Source organism: bacterium (assembly GCA_020444325.1).
In the GTDB taxonomy this organism is placed as follows: Bacteria; Bacteroidota; Ignavibacteria; order SZUA-365; family SZUA-365; genus BM516.
Map to the genome: position 1 here is coordinate 80,127 of JAHLLD010000001.1, position 16,425 is coordinate 96,551.

At 52.1% G+C, this 16,425-nt stretch carries 17 protein-coding genes; 1 reads left to right on the plus strand and 16 read right to left on the minus strand.

Features of this window, described 5'->3' with window-relative positions; all coding sequences use genetic code 11:
* The first annotated feature begins 281 nt into the window (after positions 1 to 281).
* Entirely contained in the window at positions 282 to 1,349 is a 1,068-nt protein-coding gene (locus KQI65_00320) for an ISL3 family transposase (protein MCB2203161.1), read from the plus strand.
* 40 nt (positions 1,350 to 1,389) lie between these two features.
* Here KQI65_00320 and KQI65_00325 read toward each other — a convergent pair whose 3' ends face one another.
* From KQI65_00325 to rfbA, 16 genes are all read right to left on the minus strand, one after another.
* A complete protein-coding gene (locus KQI65_00325; GenBank protein ID MCB2203162.1) occupies positions 1,390 to 1,971 on the minus strand; it encodes an acyltransferase in 582 nt (193 codons plus the stop codon).
* A complete protein-coding gene (locus tag KQI65_00330) occupies positions 1,968 to 2,450 on the minus strand; it encodes a GNAT family N-acetyltransferase (protein MCB2203163.1) in 483 nt (160 codons plus the stop codon). The genes KQI65_00325 and KQI65_00330 overlap by 4 nt, the downstream gene beginning before the upstream one ends.
* Positions 2,447 to 2,710 carry an acyl carrier protein gene (locus KQI65_00335; protein ID MCB2203164.1) on the minus strand — a complete coding sequence of 88 codons (264 nt, stop codon included), beginning with the start codon at positions 2,708 to 2,710 and terminating at the stop codon, positions 2,447 to 2,449. The genes KQI65_00330 and KQI65_00335 overlap by 4 nt, the downstream gene beginning before the upstream one ends.
* A gap of 2 nt (positions 2,711 to 2,712) precedes the next feature.
* Positions 2,713 to 4,272, minus strand: a complete 1,560-nt coding sequence (locus tag KQI65_00340; GenBank protein MCB2203165.1) for an amino acid adenylation domain-containing protein — start codon at positions 4,270 to 4,272, stop codon at positions 2,713 to 2,715.
* Positions 4,260 to 5,444: a hypothetical protein gene (locus KQI65_00345; protein MCB2203166.1), complete on the minus strand. Its 1,185-nt coding sequence runs from the start codon at positions 5,442 to 5,444 to the stop codon at positions 4,260 to 4,262. Before KQI65_00345 ends, KQI65_00340 begins: the two co-directional genes overlap by 13 nt.
* Entirely contained in the window at positions 5,441 to 5,674 is a 234-nt protein-coding gene (locus KQI65_00350) for an acyl carrier protein (protein MCB2203167.1), read from the minus strand. The genes KQI65_00345 and KQI65_00350 overlap by 4 nt, the downstream gene beginning before the upstream one ends.
* Complete coding sequence (locus KQI65_00355; protein MCB2203168.1) at positions 5,667 to 7,397, minus strand: HAD-IIIC family phosphatase; 1,731 nt, start codon at positions 7,395 to 7,397, stop codon at positions 5,667 to 5,669. The genes KQI65_00350 and KQI65_00355 overlap by 8 nt, the downstream gene beginning before the upstream one ends.
* Positions 7,394 to 8,581, minus strand: a complete 1,188-nt coding sequence (locus tag KQI65_00360) for an SDR family oxidoreductase (GenBank protein ID MCB2203169.1) — start codon at positions 8,579 to 8,581, stop codon at positions 7,394 to 7,396. The genes KQI65_00355 and KQI65_00360 overlap by 4 nt, the downstream gene beginning before the upstream one ends.
* The gene (locus KQI65_00365) at positions 8,578 to 9,360 is read right to left on the minus strand and encodes a glycosyltransferase (GenBank protein ID MCB2203170.1); all 783 of its coding nucleotides are present in this window, start codon (positions 9,358 to 9,360) and stop codon (positions 8,578 to 8,580) included. Before KQI65_00365 ends, KQI65_00360 begins: the two co-directional genes overlap by 4 nt.
* A gap of 2 nt (positions 9,361 to 9,362) precedes the next feature.
* Positions 9,363 to 10,250: a glycosyltransferase gene (locus KQI65_00370; GenBank protein MCB2203171.1), complete on the minus strand. Its 888-nt coding sequence runs from the start codon at positions 10,248 to 10,250 to the stop codon at positions 9,363 to 9,365.
* Complete coding sequence (locus tag KQI65_00375; GenBank protein MCB2203172.1) at positions 10,247 to 11,164, minus strand: glycosyltransferase; 918 nt, start codon at positions 11,162 to 11,164, stop codon at positions 10,247 to 10,249. Before KQI65_00375 ends, KQI65_00370 begins: the two co-directional genes overlap by 4 nt.
* A gap of 93 nt (positions 11,165 to 11,257) precedes the next feature.
* On the minus strand, positions 11,258 to 12,730 hold the full coding sequence (locus KQI65_00380; protein ID MCB2203173.1) for a lipopolysaccharide biosynthesis protein: 1,473 nt from the start codon (positions 12,728 to 12,730) through the stop codon (positions 11,258 to 11,260).
* Positions 12,731 to 12,778: 48 nt separating this feature from the next.
* Positions 12,779 to 13,903, minus strand: coding sequence for a DegT/DnrJ/EryC1/StrS family aminotransferase (locus tag KQI65_00385; GenBank protein ID MCB2203174.1), 1,125 nt, complete (start codon positions 13,901 to 13,903; stop codon positions 12,779 to 12,781).
* Between the two features lie 17 nt (positions 13,904 to 13,920).
* On the minus strand, positions 13,921 to 14,499 hold the full coding sequence (locus KQI65_00390) for an N-acetyltransferase (protein MCB2203175.1): 579 nt from the start codon (positions 14,497 to 14,499) through the stop codon (positions 13,921 to 13,923).
* Between the two features lie 33 nt (positions 14,500 to 14,532).
* The gene (locus tag KQI65_00395; GenBank protein MCB2203176.1) at positions 14,533 to 15,516 is read right to left on the minus strand and encodes a Gfo/Idh/MocA family oxidoreductase; all 984 of its coding nucleotides are present in this window, start codon (positions 15,514 to 15,516) and stop codon (positions 14,533 to 14,535) included.
* Between the two features lie 39 nt (positions 15,517 to 15,555).
* Complete coding sequence (gene rfbA / locus KQI65_00400; protein MCB2203177.1) at positions 15,556 to 16,419, minus strand: glucose-1-phosphate thymidylyltransferase RfbA; 864 nt, start codon at positions 16,417 to 16,419, stop codon at positions 15,556 to 15,558.
* Between the last annotated feature and the right edge of the window lie 6 nt (positions 16,420 to 16,425).

The following is a 16,425-nucleotide window of genomic DNA, read 5'->3' on the forward strand; positions in this document are numbered from 1 at the left end:
GTCTACCAATAAAAGCAAATCACGTCATTCTCAAAATGAGGCTCTTCGCTGTATTGTGCGGGTAGGTATCGTAGATTGCGCTCGATTTGAGTAGGTTCCGGTTATGTACTACAGCACCCGAACGCCGATGACTTCTCCGACTGATGCCCTTTTCACTGCCGCTCTTGGCCTCATGCCCCCCTGGGAATGCAAGAAAACCGAATTCTCCTCTGATGCTTCGCGCCTCGATCTCTGGATCGATTTCGTCCCTGGAAGCAGGTTCGACTGCCCGGAGTTGTGCGGTGGCAGGACAGCCGGTTCATGACACGGTGGACAAAGAATGGCGTCATATGGACTTTTTTCAGCACACGTGTTATCTGCACGCTCGTGTTCCGCGGGTGCGCTGTGATGCATGCGGGGTTCAGCAGGTCACCGTCCCCTGGGCGCGTCCGGGAAGTGGCTTTACGCTGCTGTTTGAAGCTCTTGCGATGAGCATGGCCCCGCACATGCCCGTGGCCGACATTGCCCGCCAGTTCCGCATTCACGATACGCGGCTCTGGCGCATTCTCCGGTTTCATATCGCGCGTGCACGGGAGCATGAAGACTACTCTACGGTAGAGTGCATCGCACTTGATGAGACCTCTCGCCGTCGGAGGCACCGGTATGTGAGTATCGTTACTGATGCGGATGCGCGTCGCGTTCTGTTTGCCTGTGAGGGACGCGGGCAGGATGTGTTAGGCCGCTTTGCCGATGATTTTCATGCGCACGGGAGTGATCCGGACGAAATCCGGGTCATCAGCATGGTCATGTCGCCCGCGTTCATTGCAGGTGTGCGCGAGGTTCTGCCCAATGCCCATATGACGTTTGATCGTTTTCATATCATGAAGCTACCCAACGAAGCCCTCGACCGTGTTCGCAGAGAAGAAGCGCAGGAGAACCCGCATTTGAAGGGCAGGCGGTTTCTGTGGCTCCGTCGTCCACGGCAGCTGAGCGTATCACAGGAGCGTAAACTCTCAGATCTGCGGTATTGCGCGCACAAGACAAACAATGCATACGCTCTCGTCCTGGGACTACGCGCATTCTTTGATATTGAAGCACATCAGTCGGTCGCATATCTGAAGCGATGGTATCACTGGACCCGATGCAGTAGGATCGAGCAGATGAAGGAGTTTGCGCTTACGATCAAGCGACACTGGGATGGCGTCCTTCGTTTTCACCAGTCACACATGACTGCAGGCTTTCTCGAAGGTATCAACAGCTTGGTTCAGGCATCCAAACTAAAGGCACGAGGGTATCGATCCACAGACAACTGGATCACGATGATCTATCTGATTGCCGGGAAGCTCGATTATCAGCTTACCTACAAGTAGTAGCGAGGAACCCCATGTTTTCTATCAATATCAACGTTTTTCAGGGCCTCTTTCCGATCATTTTCACAGGTTGACCAATATAGATTCCATTTGCAATCGTCTTCGTCCTACTTGTCACGACTGAACCAGCACCAACGATTACACCATCATCTATTCTGCTACCACTCGTGACCAAACAGCCGCGACTTATTTGAACATCGCTTCCAATTATTATTGGGTCATGGGTTGTGACCTGGTCGTGTATTCGACTATGTGAACTATAACCATGATCACCATCCCGAATACTCGAGTACTCCCCGATACCTGAGTAATCTCCAATTACAACCTGCACACCACTGCTGATAAGCAAATCTTGCACAAGATTCACATGATTGCCGATTTCAAGTATGGCCTCTCTCCCCACATCCAATGAAATCCTGTATCCAATCGTTACCGACGATCCTAGCCTGATATTACCATTTGGCACTTGCCGAAACGTGGGCCATTGCTTACACTTCAGCTTGTTACCAACCCGGCAGCCGTGCAGCCGTAGATAGCAGCGCAGCAACCAGCCGCGCATCATCCACAACGCTTTGCGCAGCTGGTGCTCGGTGGCTGCCATATTGTTCAGAATGGCGCTCATGGCCGTAACTGCTTTCTCATCTGGTACAGTTCGCGTTTGAAACCGAGACTTTCCCAGAGTTTCCAGGCATGCTCGTTATCGGTCAGAACCTGCAACTCAAGAGAATCCACATCTCGCTCGCGAAACCACATCTGTAGTTCGCGAATCATTCTCAGGACGAGAGGGCCAGTGCGATGCTGTTCCTCCAGGTAAAGCCCGTCCACATATCCGACCTTCTTGCTTCCGAGGTACGGTGGTGTGATCCGGATATACCCGAAAACGAACCCGACGATACGGTCATCTTCGACAGTCGCGACCATCTGGTAGAAGCGCCCAAGACTTTTACGCAGGCCGTCGAGCCATAGATGCTCACCGTTCTCTACAAGCGGCATCTGCAGTCCCTTGTCGCTCATGCTCTCGTAGTAATCACGAAAAAGTGGCGGCAACTGGTCCAAACGCTCATCATCACGCCCCAGTATTTCTATGCGAATATCGCTCATCCGTTACTCGCCGAGCTTAGGACACACTGCATGAAGCCGCCGAGCGTCGTGAACACATCCGGATCATGCTCTGTAAAGTCGATCTCCGTTTGAAACTCTTCCTCGACATCGGTAATGAGGCCAAAGAAATCCATTGAATCGAAGACGCCGGATCCAGTAAGATGGTAATCATCAGTCAATTCCGGTCGCTCTAGTCCAAGCATTTCGACCTTCTCATCGATTTTCTGTTCGATAAAAGATTTCAGGTTCTCTCGATCCATCGTCATTTCTCCATGACCAACAATTGTTTTCTATCGATTTTCCCACTGGGTGTTATCGGGAACTGAGCAAGGACCGTAAAGCGGGTCGGAACCATGTACTCCGGCAGATGCTCACGGCAGAGATGCAACGCTTCTCCCTGCAGCGTCGTTCCCGCCGAAGAGAGGAGGAACGCATGTAGTCCGTGCACCATTCCTGTCGAATCCTGAAGGGGTAAGACGACCGTCTCCGTCACAGCATCCATCGAGCGGAGGAAGGATTCCACCTCCGCGATTTCCACGCGATAACCCCGGATCTGCACCTGATGGTCTATCCTCCCTAAGTATTGCAGCGTTCCGTCTTCCAGTTCGTTGACCAAGTCACCCGTTCGATACCAGATTCCCACCTCACCCTCGATTTTCACGAAACTATGCTTAGTGCGGTCGGCATCTTTCAAATATCCATTCGTAACCTGAGGACCGGAAACAAGCAATTCACCTCTTGCACCCCACTTCAGGGGGTGTAAATGCTCGTCGACGATACGAAAGCGATGGGTCGAAAAAATCTTCCCGATGGGGACGATCCCGTTCACGGCAAGAGCCGGAGAACTGGACGCCTTCCATTCATGTCTGGAAATATTGATGGTGATCTCCGTTGGACCATACCCATTGACAATGACGGAATTCGGAGCGGCCTGACTCCAAGATTCTGCCACGTGATCCGGCAATCCTTCACCGGTAAACAGTGTATAACGCAGTGTAGGAAGACTGTTCGGCTTCAGCATCCTGACCTGCTTCATGCGCAGGGCAATCGAAGGCACCGAACTCCAGACGGTCAACTTCTTCCGGTTAATAAAGCGGTTCGGGAGAAGAAGATCATTCGGTGAAAGTGGACATAGGCAGGCACCCGCGGACCAGCAGACAAACATGTCATGAACGCTGGGGTCGAAGGTCGTGTCAAACGCCTGCGAGATACGGTCATCGGGGCCTAAATCATATTCCCCCCGGATGAACTCGATGTAAGCTTCCAGGTTCGCATGCGTTACAGGAATTCCCTTTGGCTCCCCGGTGGTCCCCGATGTGAACAAGAAGTAGGCTTCAGTGGAATGCTCTTCGAACAGCATACTTCGCTCCATGCTGTCTGAAGCTTCGTCTCCTGCTCCCGCCTCCTCGCACAGCGGGGCAAGTATTTCAACGTCGATAAGGGACAACTGTGTTGCATGGTCATCCAGCATCTTCCTTACATACTCTTCGAACTCCTCACTCACGATCGCGGTACCACTCTGCGCCAGGTCAAGCATCCGCGACGTACGGGAAACTGGGAACTTCAGGTTGATCGGAAGGTAGGGACGACCGGATCGTAGAATACCGAGTATCCCTACGTACGTGACAAAGGAACGCGAGGCGAATATCGCGACGGGGGTGCGTCGCGTTCCTTCACGACTCTCGATTACGCGCGCGATTTCTCCTGCTGCCCGCCAGAGTTCCCGGTAGGACCATTGCGTGGAATCGATCTCCAGCGCAGGCCGATCCGGATACTGCAGTACAATTGCCGCGACTCGATGAATAATAGTCACAGTGTCCAAGTATCCTCCTTCTCGCCGCCATAAACCTGGAAGTCCTTTCCTTCATCGGCGACGAGTTCGATCAGCAGTCCGCCCGTCTGTACCGGTGAGAGAAAGACAACCCTGTGATACGGTTTGGGAGCAAGCAGTACCCTGCCATCGATAGGATGATACCCCAGGTCGCGGAAATATGCGACTCCTTCTTCCAGAGATCGCACTTCGAAGGCGATGTGATGAATCGGATTGAAGGGCAGTTTCTGCTGGTGGGCAGACACGATGCTGTTTTCTCTGATCGGCGACACGATCTCCACGTCGACGTTCTCGTATACATGGTACTGGCAGTTCACACCGATGGCTTCGACAACACCCTCGTACGCAATACGCGCTCCGAGCAGTCCGAGCAGTTTCCTGATCTTCATTTCATACTTGGATACAATCCCAATATGGTCGAGCCGCAAGATAGGATGGTCAGCTGACGCGGAATCTTCGTCCGGCTTTTCCAGGAAGTAGTCAGGAGTAGCGGCCAGGACACTATGAACATTTTCTCGCAGACCTGCGAGTGGTCCCACGGCGACCGAGAGGCCAGCGAGGTTCCTCAGGCTCCACGAATCACCTGCGATGCCTGCTAGAGCTTCCATCGAAAACTTCACACGCTTCCCTTCTAGCAATTCAAATCTGAAGCCAACCGCTCTTCCTGCGCATTCAGAGTCCTCACCGCCCACCTCATACTTCTTCCAGAAACGATGGGGTACCTCCGCCTCTTCCTCGAACCATGGAATTAATGCTGCCGCCGAATCATCGCCGATGAGAACAAGTGAGGCCTCCCTACCGGCGGCACGCGACAGCGGGGATCGCTCATCATAGCCGGTGACGCTATCTGCATTGAGCAGGTAATCGGCCAGAGGGCCGCATGCGGTCCAGACGACATGCGCTCCACATCTCGGCTGCAGTTTCACCCACGAAGCAGTTGCCAAGACGCTCGCGATCCCCTCGTTGTCACCGTCGTTGGCAGAACAGTCGATAGTGAGCACCGTTGTCCATTCTAGCGACCGGAGAAGAGCCTCCCGAGCATCCTCGTTGGTGCGAAGATATGACAACAGCGCGCGATCCGTAATAATCAGGACGAGGATTTCTGATTCTTGAATTCCGGTATGCAGATAGTTGATCAAAGATGTATAATCAATCTTGCTCATCGGCTCCCGATCTTCTGCTGAAGAATTTCCATCGCCATTGCCGGACTCACACAGTCAACAACTTCCGTATCTGTAAACTCGACCTCGAATTCTTCTTCCAGAGCTGCGACAAGGTTCAGATGTTTGAGGCTGTCCCAGCCTGATGTGTTCTCTGGTCCGGTCGTACTGCTGATGGCAGCTGGGTCCAGGCCGAGTACCTGTGAAAACACACGATATATTTGTTCACGCATGAATAACCTCGATATATGACAATTCGTTGGGCTGGTACCTGCTGACCTGAAGCGTGAAGCCACTCGCCCCGTCTTCACCCGTATCGGACGGAGTGAATCCGCAGCGCGGATAGTACTCAGCAACCTGCATGTTCTTCTCGGTAGGGATATACATCCCGTTCAGCGTTTCCACCCCACGCGAAGCGCAATGCGCCACAATACTTTGCATCACTGCGTACTCGATGTTGCGTCCGATGATGCGGCAGCTCATGAGAAGCGTATCGATGTCGCAGCACGCTTCCGTATGATGCAGGATGCATGCCGCGGTGATTCCGCTGTCCCCGTAATTATCCTGCACCGCAAACGCGAATACATCCGTGTTGTCAGACTCCGTGAACGCGGTGATGTCGGCCTCAGTGTAGCGCCGGGTGGTCAGGTTAAACTGATTCGTTTTCTGTGTCATTTGCGCGATACGAGGGATGGTGTCAGGATCGTTACAAGAAACCATCATCTTGATACCAAGACCCTGCAGATAACTCTCAAAGTCCGAATGGCGCTCACGCTCCTCAGTGCGCATACGTTCTTCGTGGTACTGTCGCTTCCGCTGAAGATCTTCGGAGGACAGTGACAGCTGCGTGAAACGTGTTTCGAGTTCCCGAAACAGTGCCGGGTAACGATAGAGTTTCGCCGGTACCTGGAAGGTCGTGACCTCGGGCAGCTGGGCGCGGACAAGGCCAATCTCGAAATCCGAATCATCAAGGAAAACGAAGGAATCCAGGCCCAGATTGAGTTCTGCGGCTGCGTCCCTTATGCTATCCGTTTTCGGGTACCAGGAAACCCGTTTTACCGTCAGGTCATCGTCTCTCAACACCATCCACGGGTGATCACGCAGCATGGCATCCACATCCTCGGCATTGTTTTTACTACACAGACCGAGCAGGACACCGCGCTTCCCGAGTGCCTTGGCTCGCTGCTGAATCTCATCGAAGACGGAGCCCGGGTACTGATGCGGATCGAGTTGCACACCGGAAGGTGTGTCTTCTCCGAGGATGCCTCCCCAGAGTGTGTTGTCGCAGTCCATCAGAAGCAACTTCGCCGTACGTCCGGCGAGTGAATCGAACCAGGGCTTCACAGAAGTCGCTAGCTCTTTATAAAACGGAACGGCATACAACGCGCTAGCATTATACCAGCCGCGCCAGTCCAGTGCTGATTCGAGCGACGCGCGCGCATAGATCTTGTCGACGTTGATAAGACGGCCATTCTGAGGGAGAGCATCCCGGAGATGCGCATTGCATCGATCAACGAAGTCATCATACGCAGTAGCATTCGCATATCCGGCAGTAAACGGAAAGGCAGAGAACTCCGTCCAGAGAAGCAGCGGCACCTGAGAGAGGTTTCTAGCCACGAGCGTGATTTCCGAAGCGACGTGCCGGAATAGTGCTTCTCGCTCCGCAGTCTCCATCAACTCCAGTCGGTGTGGCAGTCCTTCGGCAGCATTGGCCGCCTCCCAGATCACCATCACCACGCGCGCGTTGACGCCGGCACTCTCCTGAACGATTTGATCATAGTCTCCAAGCGTGACATTCACGAAAACACCTGTGGAGCGCAGCGCATACTCGAGAACGTCCTTCACCGGTTGCACGATGACATTAGAGAGCACCTTCACTCCCATCGGCTCCCCATGCATGGATCCTCCCAAGTCCCGGTTTGCCGCGATGATCTCCGCGAATTTCATATCCTTCATCGCATTACCTGCCCACCGTTGACACGAATCGTCTCGCCCGTACAGTAGCTGCTGTCCCGCGAAAGCAAGAAGGCGATAACTCCGGCAATATCCTTAGGGTCAGCTAGCCGCTTCATTGGAGCGGTTGCCTGGATACGCGTTTTTACAATTGAAGGGAGTCCGGCGATAAGCTTTGTGTCCGTCATACCGGGCGCTACGATATTCACGCGGATGGAGTACGGAGCGAGCGCCACTGCGAGTGATCGCGCGAGTCCTTCAAGCGCGGACTTCGCCGTGATATAGGGCATCCACTCAGCGCTCGGTGTATCGACGGCCTGCGTCGAAAGAAACACGATGCTGCCTTCACCTCTCTCTTTCATGTGCGGCAATACGGACTGCACGGCATTCCACGCGCCGCGCAGTTCAATATCGAGGGCCTCCTCGAAATCCTGCCACGAAAGTTCCTCGTAGGTACTGTCGTCTAGCGGACTTGTCACACAATAGACGAGACCGTCCAGTCCGCCCAGACGATACGCGGCCTGCCTCGCTGCGTCCTCCATCTCCTCCGACTTTCTCACATCAGCCTCGACGACTAACGCTTCTCCGCTGCCGGCACGGATCGTTTCCACGACACTGCTCGCGGCGTTCCTGTCGCTGTGACAGTGTACGGCAACCGGTCGGGCACGATGTCCCAACTCCTGTGCGACAGCGGTGCCGATCCCGCCGCTACCTCCAACAACGAGCACGGCGGCATAGGAAGCAGAATTTCGCGAGTCCTGAACTTTCTCCGGTTGCGGGCTGAGCACTTTGACGTGCGCTTCTCCGCGTGTGACGACCTGTCTACGGTGGTTCCGAATGATCACATCCAGGACGATGGTTTTCGTGCGCTTCTTTTTGCTGGTGACCGTTGCCGTGACCGTGATGGCGTCTCCTTCATAGACCGGTCGCACGAACTCCAGTGTCTGCCGATGCCAGAGAGCACCATCACCGGGCAGCTTCGTACCGATCAGCGTTGAAATAAACGCGGCGCCAAGCATCCCGTGCGCAATAGGCTTCATGAATTGCGTCGCCGCGGCAAACTGTTTGTCGATGTGCAATTTGTTGTCATCACCAGTCAATGCGGCAAACCGGGTAATGTCGTCTGTTGTAATCCGGTGCCGTACTTTCTCTTTATCTCCAATCTGTATGTCTGCAAATGCTCTCATGATTTAGATTCCTGAAGTCGTTTCTTCTCCACTCGCCTGTCTATATCCACGACGAATGCAATCGCCTTCCTCAGCAAGCATCGTAGCAGCTTAACCGTATTAGAGGTATATCGTGGTATCCCATATTCCTTCAGAATTCTATATCCCTCACTGAACCTCGTGCATCCTCCGCTCACACCACCCGTTTGGAATCCTGTCAGTGTTTGCGGAACATATGCGAACCTTGCACCCTCGCGCTTTGCGCGCAGCAGAAATTCGTAATCAGCATCGACGCGATAGCTTTCGTCGAACAGCCCAATGCGCTCATATAGTGCTTTTTTAACGAAGCAGGTAGGATGGAAAATCGATGGTTTGTTCTCCAGATCCTCGCTGTTGCTTGATGGCTGCTTATGCCTGAAATACGAGAATGAAGGATATTCTGTGAAAACCATCTGGTTTCCGTGGAGTATATCTGCGTCGGAGGATTCTGCAAACTGCAGCACAGTATTGATCGTCCAGGGGAAATAGAAGTCACCGGCATTGACGATACCAATCCACTCGCCAGTAGCTACGCGAATTCCCTTGTTCATGGCATCATAAATACCCTCGTCGGGTTCACTGCTGTAAGTCGTGATGACATCTGGGTATCGAGCGACGATATCTGTTGTTCCATCCTCTGATCCTCCATCCATGACGATGTACTGGTCTGGATGTCGCAATTGATCGCGAATGGATCTAATCGTCCTCTCGATTCTCTTGACATCGTTGAAGGCTATCGTAACAATCGACACAGTAGCCATTGTCATCTACCTATCAGAACGACACGCATGACAACACCATAGTTCCTTTTCTCAAGTGGTGATTCCAGGCATGCTTTTAGGGCGTACCGCAGGGCACGCAACCTGGTTTCGCGCAGCAATCGCATCGCGATCGCGCGGTAGAGTTTTGCTCTGTACCGATTGCTCATGCTCTTCCTGTGTTTCGCGATGAAACGCTCCCTGCCATGTACATAGTTCGCACTGTTGCCGGTGATACTGTCTCCGTACTCGTATCTGTTTGTCTCCGGGCTGCGGACGGCTTTGAAGAATACGCGCGTTCTCAAGCGGTAATACAGGTCTACTTCCTGCATGCTCTGCATGTTCGGATCGAAACCGTCTACAAGTGCGAATGTATCCTTTTTCATCAGAACCGACGAAGTGAGCGGTCCATACCAACCCATCTCCAGGACAGTTTGCAGAGATCCTTCATGCTCGTTGCTACCATCATCATCCCGTTTCCCACTCCCGCTGTGTACCGCCACGCGCGTATAAATGAGAGGGTGGTCACGCTCGACAGACAGTAGCGCCTCGACCTGCTTCTCAAGCTTTTGCTGCTCCCATGTATCATCCGAGTCCAGGAATGCAATCAAGTCACTCGATGCGGCCTCGACACCGTCATTGCGCGCCTGAGCCGCACCATGTGATCTGTCCTTCCGGATCACTCGTACGATACCATCGTAGCGATTCGTCAGGATATCCTCAACCGGCCGATCCGATCCGTCGTCGACGATGATGATCTCTTTCGGCTTCAGCGTTTGGCGAGCAGCGCTATCTATGGCGGCCTGCAAAGGTTTGAATCGATTCTTCACCGGGATAATGACCGCAATTCGGGCTTCCTCCACGTTTCCCGGTCGATACGCTTCGGTGCTCACAGCCTCCCTCGCAATGCACGTATAACGATCGTTTTTCCTGCATGCAACATGATCAGTGCCAGCTGTTTTGCTCCGGCCAGTGCGTACCACTCCTTCATGATCTGCCGGAACCCACAATCACCAGTGAGAACTAGAGCATTTACGATCAGAAAGGAAAATTTGTCAGATGCACCAATTGCGATCGCTTTGCGCTGTGATCGTTTCTCAAACACCTCGTACATTACCCGGTATGTTTGCAGTGCTTTTTGTGCTCTGAAGACCTCGTTTTGCATGGAGAACAGGCCGCCCGCGTGTACCCTGTAGGCCGCATGGGGACCCTCCACAGATCTGGCTATTCCAAATCTCGTAACCAAAGCGAGCAGAAGGCGATCGCCGTACTGCACCCTGTTGAGTATTTCGAGATCCTTTTCCTTTATACAATCTCTGCGAAATAGCACTGTCGCCGTCGGTGGAATTACGCCGCGCAACACATCCGTTTGTCGTAACTCCCTCTTCCTGATGTTCCGCGTACCTACTTCTCTTCCTTCCCTATCAACGATGGTAACAGACGAATACGAAGCAGCGACACCCGGCTCTCTAGCCATCACTGCCATTTGCTTTAAAAGCTTGTTCGGATCGATCCAGAAATCATCTCCTTCACACAAAGCGATGTACCTGCCCCTGCACTTCCGAAGACCATTCGTGAGATTCCGCATAGGACCTTCGTTTTTCGCATTCACGAACAGTCGTAGTGTCTGGTTTTCGACGTCCATTGACCGGACAAATCCCGCGGTATTATCCGTGGAGCAATCATCGGTAACCACAATTTCGACGGATAAATCGCCGAGGTTCTGCTGACAGATTCCCGTGAGAGCATCTGTGATGAACTCCTCGTGATTATAGGTTATGACCAGAATACTTACATCAAAACTCATCGTCCCTCCTCGCGAAGCGTGTGCCGTGTGCCGGATTAAGCAACCGAGCGCTCACCCAATGCCATGGTACACCTTGTGCAGGATCAGAGCTGCTCACTTCATGATCCGTTTTCTGAGTGTCAGTAGCTCCTGAAGACCGTTCATCCTCAGCAGCCAGCTCGTCAATCCATACACCGTCAGCACACCGAATGTTTTTATCGCAAATCCCAATGCCATGGACATCTGCGCATTATCATATTGCCAGAGCAAATGGTACAGTGTTGTTATGATCGCCCCAGCCGCCAACGCGATGAACGCATAACTGTAGATCCAGTTTACGATCCTCTTGAACGGTATACGAACAATGCCTCCAGCCGTCCAGAAGTTGAGCATGACGCCGATCGCTTGCCCCACGGTGAGCGCCACCAGGTACCCAGTAATACCGAAATAGAATCCGACGGGCATGCAGATCGTCAACACTGCTTTCTTGTAGAGTTCCAGACGCAAAAAGCTCTTCCCGTGCCGCGTTCCACTGACGACGTTAACAAGAATAGCCGACATGGGATACGCGTAGGCGAACAGCATGGCAAGGCGCAGGTACGGTGCGGATGCGAGCCACTTATCCGTGAAGAGCAATACGATAATTTCATCTGCGGATACGTACAGCACCGCTGACATAGCGAAAACGACTAAGCTCAACACGTTCAGGCTTCTCGATACCGCTTTTCTGATTGCAGCATGGTCGTCCTGCATCTTGCTAATGAGGGGGAAGAATACTCGTACGAGGCTGTTTCCGGCATACCGGATGATCATCGTGTTGAAGGAAACCGCACGATAGTATAGTCCCAGATCGGCAGCCGAGAACAGCTTCCCTATAATGAGGATGTCCACCCGCTGGTATACCGTGTTAATCGCCCCGGCAAGAAACATCCTCCCGCTGAACGGCAGATGCTTCCGCAGTATCCGCGTGTTGAAATGCAGTCTCGGGATCCATTCTTCTACCGACCAGATGATGACGGTCTGAACTGCCATACCCATTATGGCCTGAATAACCAGGGCCCAGACCCCGTAACCCAAATATGCCATGGTTATCGCCACGGAGCCCGCCACGATCGACGATACGAAGCTAGCATAGGTTTGAACACGGAAACGCATTTCCCGTGTCAAAATCGCAATATGCACCACATTCAACGAACCAATTATTGGATTGATCGCAAGCAGACGCATAATGTCTGCAATCCTCGGTTCGTCGTAGAACCGGGCTATCACCTCACTGCCAGTGTATAGCACGATCGCGATCAAAGCGCCGATGGTAATATTCAAATAAAATATTGTTGAGTACTCTTCGTTTGATACCTCTTTTGCCTGAATAAGGGAGGAACTCAGTCCGAGGTCGATCAGTATCGTAGATATCGATACGAAGAACATCGACATGGCGACAAGACCAAATTCTTCGGGACCGAGGATTCGCGCGAGCAATACTGTCACGAAAAACGTAACACCCTGCTTCAGTAACTTACCTGATACATCCCATGCATATGCGGAAACGCCCTTCCGCTGGATATCTTTCCTGTCAACGTCTGACACTGAAAGTCCTCTTCACCCGTTGACCTGCCACTGCAGGGAGCCAGCTGCTCATCCCATCTTCCACAGCACATCTTGGATATGCTCGACGACGTCATGCCCGAGATCGCCATACATTGGCAGGCACAGTACAGATTCCGAAATCCCCTTCGCGACAGGTGTGTAACTATCCCTATACGACGCATAACTTTCAACCTGTGTGATCAGGGGATAGAAATACTTTCGCGTGTAGATTCCCTGCGCACGGAGCGCATCATACGCCGCATCGCGTGCCGCCTGGCCTGCTTTACCAAACAGCACCGGAAAATAGGCGTAGTTCCACTCCACATCCGGATCAATCTCCGGAATGGAAATGAACTCGAAACCACTCAGCGAGTTCCGGTACAGCGTGTCCAGTTCGCGTCGTCTCGCCAGCTCATCATCGATCTCATCGAGTACCAGCAATCCCCATAGCGATTGGATTTCATTCAGCTTCGCATTCATTCCGATTTCTTCTACAGTCGTCTCGCTGGTGATACCGAAGTTACGCAGAAGATTGATCTTCTTCTGCGCTTCCTCGGATTTCGAGAAGACCGCTCCACCCTCCATAGTATTAAACAGTTTCGTCGCGTGGAAACTTAGGACGGAGGCATCGCCCCATTCCGTAATGGGACGACCTTTGTAGCGGACGCCGAATACATGTGCGGCGTCGTAAATCACGCTTAGTCCGTACTTCTCGGCGATAAAGTCAACCTTCTCAACATCACACGGATAGCCGTAGACATGTACAGGAAGAATTGCGCTCGTGCGTGAAGTGATATGCGATTCAATCTGAGCGGGATCTATTCCGAATCCCTCAGGTTCAATATCACAGAAGACAGGGATGAGACCGCACCATAAAATGGCATGTGCCGTAGCGATAAATGAAAATGGTGTCGTGATAACCTCGCTGCCGGGAGGGCAGAAAGCCTTCAGGGCGAGCATCAATCCGAGCGTTCCGTTTGACACCAGGGAGGGATACGGTGCCCCGAGATACGAGGATAGACGTTCTTCAAGCCGCTGATGAAACTTCCCGTTGTTCGTCAACCACCGGCTTGACCAGATATCCTCTAATTCCTTCGTAAAAACTTCCTTGCCGGGAAGCAATGGAGACGTCACATGGACCGGTGATTTTTCGTTATTCTTTGATTCGTTCACTGTGCTCGAACTCAAGATTAAGATTCAAGAACCCTGCCATCCACAAGTGTATACTGCATGCCTGACACTGAACAACGGGTTGTTTCCGATTGCGAGAAATCGAGACGCTCACCCGCTTCACTGACCCACCCAACTACCCTAGCGGGTGTGCCTAAAACGAGCGCGTAGTCAGGGACATCTCTGGTAACCACCGCTCCAGCTCCCACAATGGCGTGCTTCCCAATTCTGGTGCCGCATACGATGGTGCAGTTGGCTCCAAGCGAAGCGCCTTCTTTGACTCGGGTTTCCACGTAGTGCTCAGACCCTCGCTGTGGATATTTGCATCTAGGCTTCAGCACGTTGGTGAACACCATGGACGGACCACAGAAGACATAGTCTTCGAGAATGACGCCTTCGTAAATCGAAACATTATTCTGCACCTTGCAGAAATCTCCGATCAAAACGTTGTTCCCCACATTCACGTTTTGACCGAACACGCAGCTTCTGCCGATTCGAGCACCGCTTTGTACGTGAGTGAAGTGCCAGATCTTGGTCCCTACTCCGATAAGAACATCTTCATCGACGAAGGCAGATTGGTGAACAAAGCATGATTCCATCTATCAGTACCTTTGTATCGATTGGTACAACATCTACGCGAGATTCCTGCCTCGAAGCAGGGCATGGATTCGTTCATCGTCGGGGACGTTGATCGGACTGTCATGGCGTAAATTATGAACGAGTTGGATTGAAGGATACGCATCCTCCAGCCCAAAGCCATTTCCATCAAGAGTCGCCTTATATACTTCTGTATGCAGGTCGGCGAATCCCCCGGTAAATTCTACTTCCTTCCCATCCACGGTGATCGACCGAAACGTGCTTCCGCCGCTCTCGACGACGTCGGCGGGGAGATCATCTCTCTCGAGAGACAAATACCAGCGAACATCGGCATTCCTGAGATTGAGATAGCCGCTCATCCTGCGTGTCTGGGAAAGATGCATCTCGCTTGAACGCACATAGCCAAATAGCCAAAGGAGGAGATCGAAAAAATGGACACCGATATTCGTTGCTATTCCGCCTGATTTCTCTACCTGGCCTTTCCAAGAATAATCATACCAAACTCCCCGTGTGGTGATATAAGTAAGATCAACCTGGCACCGATTGTCTCCCTTATTCTGTTCTGTACTCTTGAACTGCCGATCCAGTTTCGCCTTCAGCTCCAAGATGGAAGGGTGGACACGCAGTTGCAGGACCGTCCAGATTCGCTGGCCGTACTCCTGTTCGAGTTCTGCCAATGCATCCAGGTTCCATGGATTGAGCACAACGGGTTTTTCACAAACGGCATCAGCGCCAACACGCAGAGCTTGCCGAATATGTGCGTCATGTAGATGATTTGGTGTACATATACTAACATAATTCACACGTCCTTCGCTAGGCCCTCTACGCAACTTCTCAATATGTCTGTCAAATCGCTCATACTCGGTGAAGAAACTCGCCTTTGGAAAATAGCTATCCAAAATACCAACAGAATCATGTGGATCGCAAGCAGCGAGTAAGTTGCTACCAGTATTCTGTATCGCTTTGAGATGCCGTGGTGCTATGTAGCCGGCAACGCCGATTAGTGCAAAATTTTTCATATTAAGCGACAAGTAGATATAAGATCTGAATACAATAATCTAACCAAGCAACTCCTTTAGATATACGCCATATGGATTCTTATTGTACAGATTCGCAAGTTCACCAAGTTGAGAATCAGAAATGTGGCCCTGTCTCCATGCAACCTCTTCAGGACACCCTATCTTCAAACCTTGCCGCTGCTCGATCGTTTCGATGAAACTCGCCGCCTGCAACAAGGATTCATGTGTCCCTGTGTCGAGCCACGCGGTACCACGCCCGAAAACACTCACATTCAGAGTACCTTCTTCGAGATACATGTTGTTGAGATCAGTAATTTCCAATTCACCTCTTGGAGACGGAGTCAAGTCTCTTGCAATTTTGCTTGCTCTGCCATCAAAAAAATACAGTCCTGGCACAGCATAGTTCGACCTTGGAACTGCTGGCTTCTCCTCTATGGACAAAGCGCGGAACGACTCGTCAAACTCAACAACACCGTATCTTTTAGGATCTCTGACATAGTACGCGAAAATCGTACCCCCATGGCCAAGCTCAGCAGCATCCTTTACCGTTCGCTCCAGGTTTGCGCCATAGAAGAGATTGTCGCCCAGGATAAGGCAACTCGGTTCGCCTCCAATAAACTCCTCCCCGATGATAAATGCCTGTGCTAGGCCTTCAGGTTTTGGCTGCTCAGCATACTCAAGTGTCAGCCCCCATTGCGAGCCATTACCCAGCAACCTTTTAAATAAAGGGAGGTCATGGGGAGTGGAGATTATAAGAATCTCCCGTATCCCTGCGAGCATAAGCGTCGTCAGGGGATAATAGATCATTGGCTTGTCGTAAATCGGTAGCAATTGCTTGGATACGACCAGCGTCGATGGATACAATCTGGTTCCTGAACCACCTGCGAGAATAATGCCTTTCATGTGAGC